At 33.8% G+C, this 6,197-nt stretch carries 6 protein-coding genes; 1 reads left to right on the top strand and 5 read right to left on the bottom strand.

All coding sequences use genetic code 11. From position 1 onward, the window contains the following. Positions 1-246: 246 nt before the first annotated feature. Entirely contained in the window at positions 247-1,734 is a 1,488-nt protein-coding gene (locus BLV91_RS07165; protein WP_091431207.1) for a catalase, read from the bottom strand. A 380-nt stretch (positions 1,735-2,114) separates the two neighbouring features. Beyond that, positions 2,115-2,900, bottom strand: a complete 786-nt coding sequence (locus BLV91_RS07160) for an alpha/beta fold hydrolase (RefSeq protein ID WP_091431205.1) — start codon at positions 2,898-2,900, stop codon at positions 2,115-2,117. Between the two features lie 65 nt (positions 2,901-2,965). Between BLV91_RS07160 and BLV91_RS07155 the strand changes: the two genes are divergently transcribed. Beyond that, positions 2,966-3,151, top strand: coding sequence for a hypothetical protein (locus BLV91_RS07155; RefSeq protein WP_091431203.1), 186 nt, complete (start codon positions 2,966-2,968; stop codon positions 3,149-3,151). On the opposite strand, the gene BLV91_RS07150 is transcribed toward BLV91_RS07155, so the two are convergent. From BLV91_RS07150 to BLV91_RS07140, 3 genes are all read right to left on the bottom strand, one after another. Continuing rightward, positions 3,146-3,946 (bottom strand): ABC transporter substrate-binding protein, encoded by an 801-nt coding sequence (locus BLV91_RS07150; RefSeq protein WP_091431201.1) that lies wholly within the window; start codon positions 3,944-3,946, stop codon positions 3,146-3,148. The genes BLV91_RS07155 and BLV91_RS07150 overlap by 6 nt on opposite strands. 989 nt (positions 3,947-4,935) lie before the next feature. Beyond that, complete coding sequence (gene pyrF / locus BLV91_RS07145) at positions 4,936-5,760, bottom strand: orotidine-5'-phosphate decarboxylase (protein WP_091431199.1); 825 nt, start codon at positions 5,758-5,760, stop codon at positions 4,936-4,938. 44 nt (positions 5,761-5,804) lie between these two features. After that, positions 5,805-6,164 (bottom strand): four helix bundle protein, encoded by a 360-nt coding sequence (locus BLV91_RS07140; protein ID WP_091431196.1) that lies wholly within the window; start codon positions 6,162-6,164, stop codon positions 5,805-5,807. Positions 6,165-6,197: the final 33 nt, after the last annotated feature.

The raw sequence follows: 6,197 nt of genomic DNA, 5'->3' as shown, positions 1-6,197 counted from the left end.
ATTCCGTAACTGTAAGTTCTCCTCGTTCAATTTCTTGAACAATTTGTAATTTAAAAGACATTGAGTAATCTTTTTGAGTTCGCTTAACATAGCGTATTTCTTCATGTTTTTCCATTAAGATACTTTTTGTGTATCGCTATTTCAGGACGGGACAAATTACATATAAAAAATGCTCACTAATAGTGAGCATTTTTTTTTCAATATATAACTTCAACTTTCTTCACTTTCTATTTGTTTCTACAAAAACTACTCTAATTTCTCCATATCGACATCAACTCCTAATCCATCTGCAATACTAGCTCCCAAGCGTCCATCTACCCTATAAAAATGACTTAATTGTCTGTTGATTATTTGGTTCTTTTTAGGACCTTCAATACCTGACATATGAGTAACTATATTATGTATAGTATTTTGTTGTTGCTCTGGAGTCATAATCTTAAACAAATTACCCGGTTGGGAAAAATGATCGTTTTCTCCTTCGCAGTTTCTATCATACCAGTCGGCAAAATGACTGTTCACCTCCAAAGGCGGTTCTTTATACGCTTGGTCAATTTGCATATCGTCAAAACTATTTGGGAAATAGTTTGGGTTCCCCCCGCCGTTGCCGTCCATACGCATCTGCCCGTCTCGTTCGTAATTATTAGTAGAAAAAGGACATCTATTCACTGGAATTTGTTCGTAATTAGTCCCTAAACGATACCTATGCGCATCCGGATACGACAACAAACGCCCTTGTAACATCTTATCTGGCGAATAGCCAATACCATCCACTATATGTGCAGGTGCGAATGCTGCCTGCTCGATATCTTGAAAGTAATTATGAGGATTTTGGTTCAATTCTAAAACACCCACATCTATCAACGGATAATCTGCATGAGGCCAAACCTTTGTCACGTCAAACGGGTTCAGGTAATAATCTTGGCTATTGGCATATTCTTCGGTCATAACCTGAATTTTCAAGTTCCATTGCGGAAAATTTCCAGCATCAATATTTTCCATCAGGTCACGCTGAGAAAAATCCATGTCTTTAGCTTTCATTTGAGCCGCTTCCTCATTAGTAAAATTCTTTATCCCTTGGGCAGTTTTAAAATGAAACTTCACGTAAGTACGCTGATTCGCCTCGTCTAACATCGAGTACGTATGACTTCCGTAGCCATTCATATGACGGTATCCATAAGGAGTTCCCCTATCAGACATTAATATAAGGACCTGATGTAGACTTTCTGGATTTAGTGACCAAAAGTCCCACATCATCGTTGGTGATTTCATATTGGTATGAGGATCTCTTTTTTGAGTGTGAATAAAGTCTCCAAATTTTTTGGCGTCTTTCACAAAAAAAACGGGGGTATTGTTTCCCACAAGATCCCAATTCCCATCTTCAGTATAAAATTTAATTGCAAAACCTCTGGGGTCCCGCTCAGTATCTGCAGATCCTTTTTCCCCACCTACAGTTGAAAATCGAAGCAACATTTTAGTTTCTTTACCAATTTCAGAAAACATCTTGGCTTTGGTATATTTAGTAACATCATGTGTTACGGTAAATGTTCCAAAGGCGCCAGAGCCTTTTGCATGCACGACTCTTTCCGGAATACGTTCCCTATTAAAATGAGCCATTTTCTCATGAAGAATATAGTCCTGTAACAATAGAGGTCCTCGAACACCTACAGACTGTGAGTTTTCATTTTCTACATAAGGTCTTCCTGACGCTGTGGTCAATTTTTTATGTGATTTCATAATTTACTGGTTTAAAGGTTTATGTCAAATAATTATACACTGATTATTTTTAATAAAAATGTTTCTTCTTTGCTTAAAAAACAACAATAGCTCCGCCAAGCCTTATAAAAAAAACGTAGGAATGAAAATGAAAATTTGGGGAAAACCGAGCTATTTTAACTATTTAAAACACAGACAATCAAGCATATAAAAACTTGCTGTATTAAAGTTAAAAAACTTAACTTATATACAACAAACTAATAACAAAACCTTAACAGCTTCAGAGGGATATATATCTGATATTTGCAGAGTAATAAACTGGTTATTTATTATTTGGTTTTGGTTAGTTAAAGAACTGCCGGCATTTTAGGATGCCGGCATTTTTTATTGCGCTAAATTCTTTATTTGGCTGTATTTATAAAAGACAGAACCTTAGTATTAAAAGCATTGGGTTGCTCTACATTTACCACATGACCACAGTTTTGAATTACAAATAATTTGGAGGATCTATAGTGCTTCGCCACCACAGTTCTCACTGAGGGTAAAAACATATAATCTTCTTCCCCCATTACATATAGTGTAGGAATATTCAATTCTACCTGACGAAACCATTTTAGAACAGGATTAATTTCGGCAGTGAGTTTAAACCATTTAATGAATTCTTTCTGGTATAGTTTTTTGGCCTCATTAATAAAAAGTAATCGAGATTGTTTGTGACTTTTTCTAGGCATGATAACAAAAGCAAAGAGCTTGTATAAAATCAAATAAGGCAATACGTATTTGAATATATTACCCAAACGCATCAATATTTGAGAGCGGAAATTCATTTTCAGAATAGCGCCACCAAGAATCATACTCTGCACCCTATCAGGATACATCTCAGCCAATTGCCTAATCAATATTGTTCCCATTGAAATACCCACAAAATGCGATTTCTCAATTTTAAGAAAATCCAACACTTCGAGAATATCATTGGCCAAAGCCGAAAAGGTATATTTTTGTTTAAATGCTGTTTTTATAGTGGTTTTAGATTCACCATGACCTCGTAAGTCTAACAACAACACATTATATTGTTTTTGAAAATCCCGTATTTGTTTGAACCATATAGAAGAACTACCTCCAGCTCCATGAACAAAAGTTACCCATTGGGTTGTATTCGGATTTTCGTAAACGGTATAATTAATCACTTTTTTCGGTAAAAATATAACTTAAATTTTAAATTACAATCTTAACAAATTATATTATCTACTTTATGATTGTAAATTGTAAATTTGCAGAAAAATTACAAGTTATGATTGGTTTGTTGAAAGAGAAAAATGAAATTGAAAAATTGCAACAGGAATATAAAAAATTAGCAGAAACACACTTTAATGTTGACACTAAATCCAAAACAAAAGTCCTAGAGGAAGAATTAGTTCTAGAAGAATGCGAATCATAGTTTTTTATGCAGCATTTTAAAATATTCAAACGCCTTTAGCAAGCGACTGCCGTACCAAGAAAACATTTCGCCATCAACTAAGACCGTTTGTGCTTTCTCTGTATAATTACTGATTTCATAGCCGTCTTCTTTTTTGAACGGATATGGCTCTGAAGATAGAAATACAAAATCAGGGTCGCCCTCTTCTACGATTTCCTCAATGGCAACTTCCGGGTAACGACCTTTAGTATCGTATATATTTTTGAAGTGGTTCAGCTTCAGTAACTCATTTATGAAGTTGTCTGATCCCGCGACCATATATGGTTTTTTCCAAATAAAATAAGCTACTTTTCTAACGGGAATGGCTGCCACGAAATTTTTAAAATCGCTCAAGGCAAAAGCCAATTTGCCATTCCATTTTTGTGCTTCGGTTCTGCAGTCTAGAAGTTGGCCAAAGTCAGCTATCATCTGGAAATTGTCTTCGATGGTGATGATATTAGTCACCCAAACTGGGCAAATCTCACGAAGTCTTTCTACCATTTCCTGGGTATTCTCCTCCTTATTACAAATGATAATATCGGGTTGTAATTCTTTTATCTTTCGATAATTCACCTTCTTAGTTCCACCAACACTATTCTTAGTCGATTTAAAATGATAAGGATGCACACAGAATTTAGTTATCCCAACGATTTTAGCTTCCTGACCCAAATCGTATAACAATTCAGTTTGCGAGGGAACCAATGAAATAATTCGTTTTGGCGAAGTTTCAAAAGTGTGGGATGTCCCGAGTTGATCTGTTAAGGTTTTTTGTTTCAAAAGTGAAAAATTTAAATTGTTTAAGGTTTGAAAAGGTTTAAAGTTTGAAAAAGTTTAAAGTTTATCCGCAAAGGGCACTAAGTTTTTTTTCGCAAAGCTTAATGAAACTTAATCTCTTAATGGTTCAAAATAAACATCAAATTTAAATGCTTAAACCATTTAGGAATTAAGAAAAATTAAGGCTTATTGTCTTTATTCAGAAAGGTCACTAAGCTTTTGTTTCAGGTTAAAAGTTTAAAAAAGTTTAAAGTTTATCCGCAAAGGGCACTAAGTTTTTTTTCGCAAAGCTTAATGAAACTTAATCTCTTAATGATTCAAAGTAAACATCAAATTTAAATGCTTAAACCATTTAGGAATTAAGTAAAATTAAGGTTTATTGCCTTTATTCAGAAAGGTCGCTAAGTTTTTGCTTCAGGTTTAAAGTTTGAAAAAGTTTAAAGTTTAACTGCAAAGGGCGCTGATTTTCTTTCGCAAAGCTTAATAAAACTTAATCTCTTAATGGTTCAAATTAAACATCAAATTTAAATGCTTAAACCATTTAGGAATTAAGAAAAATTAAGCCTTATTGTCTTTATTCAGAAAGGTCACTAAGCTTTTGTTTCAGGTTAAAAGTTTAAAAAAGTTTAAAGTTTAACCGCAAAGGGCGCTGATTTTTTTTCGCAAAGCTTAATGAAACTTAATCTCTTAATGGTTCAAATTAAACATCAAATTTAAATGCTTACACCATTTAGGAATTAAGAAAAATTAAGGCTTATTGTCTTTATTCAGAAAGGTGACTAAGCTTTTGTTTCAGGTTAAAAGTTTAAAAAAGTTTAAAGTTTAACCGCAAAGGGCGCTGATTTTTTTTCGCAAAGCTTAATGAAACTTAATCTCTTAATGGTTCAAGAATACACAAGGTTATTACTTTTAATCAGTGCAATTCGTGTTTTAATTTTTACACACAATACAAAAAACTTTAAACCTTAAACAGCTTTTACACTTGAAACGAACTATTTAAACTTCGAATTAACTATTCCCTCCATCTCCTGTTGCATTTTCAAAGCTTCCGCTCTTGCCTTTTCGGCATAATCAGTTCCTTTTGATGCATAGATGATTCCTCTTGAAGAATTAATCAGTAATCCGATATTATCATTCATTCCGTATTTACACACTTCAGAAAGACTTCCTCCCTGCGCTCCTACTCCAGGAACTAATATGAAACTGTCTGGAATAATTTTACGGATTTCTGTGAAGTATTCTGCTTTTGTAGCACCTACCACATACATCAGATTTTCACTGTTTTTCCAAGTCTTAGAGGTTTCTAGCACTTGTTTGTACAGTTCTTTTCCGTCCAATAATAAAGTTTGAAAATCAAAAGCACCTTCGTTTGACGTTAAAGCCAACATGATAGTATGTTTATTTTCGAACGCTAAGAAAGGTTCAACCGAGTCTTTTCCCATATAAGGAGCAACGGTCACACTGTCAAAGTTTAAATCTTCAAAAAAAGCTTTGGCATACATTGATGACGTATTGCCTATATCGCCACGTTTTGCATCGGCAATAGTAAAGATATCAGGATAATTATCGTTGATGTAATTGATAGTTTTTTGTAACGACATCCATCCTTTAATCCCATACGCTTCAAAAAAAGCGATATTGGGTTTGTAGGCAACACATAAATCGTGTGTGGCGTCGATGATTGCTTTATTAAATTCGAAAATGGGATCTTCAAGTTCTAATAAATGGGAAGGGATTTTATCTAAATCAACATCTAGGCCTACAGCCAAAAATGATTTCTTGATTTTGATTTGCTCGATTAGTTGTTGTGTAGTCAATTTTGTTGGGTGTTAGGTGTTGGGTGTTAGCTGAGTGTTGGGTTTTAGACCTTAGAATCAACATATTTTTTCAAAGATTGAATTCTTTTTTGAATAACATTAAGCTCGGTGATAATTTCCAAGTGTAAAGTTACATCCACGAAGCCTATCTCTTTAGCAATTTCAATTTGTGTCTCTAGTTCAAAGGCCGAACCTAAACTTATTTGTAAAAATCTAGAAAAGACTTTTTGAGACGTTCTAGAACAACCTTCTGCTATATTTGAAGGAATTGAAACTGCGCATCTATTAATTTGCGACACCAATCCATATTTTTCTTCTTTAGGAAACGTACTGGTAATTATGTATATTTTTTTAACAAATAAAACAGAACTTTGCCAAACTTCTAAATCCCTAAAGTTTCTCATATATTTTAGTTTTACAAAAACCTATAACCTAAA

This window comes from Flavobacterium degerlachei (assembly GCF_900106645.1).
Lineage (GTDB): Bacteria > Bacteroidota > Bacteroidia > Flavobacteriales > Flavobacteriaceae > Flavobacterium > Flavobacterium degerlachei.
This window is presented reverse-complemented; position numbering and strand designations above follow the sequence as displayed.

Bases quoted from the DNA above. Each gene is read 5' to 3' on its own strand.
- BLV91_RS07140 (WP_091431196.1), bottom strand. From the start codon at position 6,164: ATGAGAAACTTTAGGGATTTAGAAGTTTGGCAAAGTTCTGTTTTATTT.
- BLV91_RS07155 (WP_091431203.1), top strand. From the start codon at position 2,966: ATGATTGTAAATTGTAAATTTGCAGAAAAATTACAAGTTATGATTGGT.
- BLV91_RS07165 (WP_091431207.1), bottom strand. From the start codon at position 1,734: ATGAAATCACATAAAAAATTGACCACAGCGTCAGGAAGACCTTATGTA.